1 protein-coding gene is annotated in these 1,242 nt (G+C 70.6%); it reads right to left on the bottom strand.

Going from position 1 to position 1,242, the window contains the following annotated elements:
• Nucleotides 1-1,242, bottom strand: a 1,242-nt coding sequence (locus ACFY10_RS55050) for an acyltransferase domain-containing protein (protein ID WP_390672987.1), incomplete at both ends; no start/stop codon positions are given.

A 1,242-nucleotide genomic window follows, 5' to 3' on the forward strand; every position in this document is an offset into this window, starting at 1 on the left:
CGTCCACGCCACGACCAGCCAGCGCAGCCACCACCGGCGCGTCATCCACGCCCTCGGCAGGCACCACCACCAGCCACGACCCCGACAACCGCACACCGGCAGCCGCAGCATCAGTCAGCGGCTTCCACGACACCCGGTAGCGCCAGCGGTCCACCTCGGACTGGGTCCGCAGGCCACGACGCCACGCCGACAGGGCCGGCAGAACCGCACTCCAGCCGTTCTCGTCGTCCATGGCCAGCGTGCCCACGAGCGACGCGACATCCTCGCGCTCCACCGCGTCCCAGAAGCGGGAGTCCACGTCATACCCGGCGCCGCTCCGCACCGCCCCCGTCAGCTGCAGCCAGTACCGCTGCCGCTGGAACGCGTACGTCGGCAGCTCTACGGACCGGGCGCCCGTACCGGCGAAGAAGGCGGACCAGTCCGCCTCCACACCCCGAGCATGTGCCTGCGCCACGGCCGTGACCAGCGTCTCCGCCTCACCACGACCCGCGCGCAGCACCGGCACGAACACGACGTCCGCGTCACCGGCCAGGCAGTCCTGAGCGAGAGCCGACAGCACACCGTCCGGCCCCAACTCCACGAACGACGTCACACCCGCCGCCTCCAGGACCCGCACGCCGTCCAGGAAGCGAACCGCCTCACGGACGTGCCGCACCCAGAACTCGGCCGAGCCCATCTCGTCGGTGACGAGGGCGCCAGTCAGGTTCGAGATGATCTGAATGCGCGGGGCATCGAACGACAGCCCCTCGACCACCTGGCGGAAGTCCTCCAGCATCCCGTCCATGTGCGGCGAGTGGAAGGCGTGGCTCACGGTCAGCCGCTTGGACTTCCGATCGGCGAACGACTCCGCGACGGCCACCGCCGCATCCTCGTCACCGGCAATGACCACCGACCGCGGCCCGTTGACCGCCGCGATGCTCACCCGGTCCGTCAGCAGCGGCAGGACCTCGTCCTCGGAGGCCTGGACCGCGATCATCACGCCACCGGACGGCAGCGCCTGCATCAGACGGCCACGCGCCGCGACCAGCGCGCACGCGTCATCGAGCGAGAACACTCCGGCGACGTGCGCGGCGGCGATCTCACCGACCGAGTGCCCGGACAGGAAGTCCGGCTTCACACCCCAGCTCTCCACGAGGCGGAACAGCGCCACCTCGACCGCGAACAGGGCCGGCTGCGTGAACCGCGTCTCGTCCAGCAGACCCGCGTCCGTCCCGAACAGGACGTCCTTCAGCGGCAGTTCAA

Source organism: Streptomyces sp. NPDC001401 (assembly GCF_042895385.1).
Classification (GTDB): domain Bacteria; phylum Actinomycetota; class Actinomycetes; order Streptomycetales; family Streptomycetaceae; genus Streptomyces.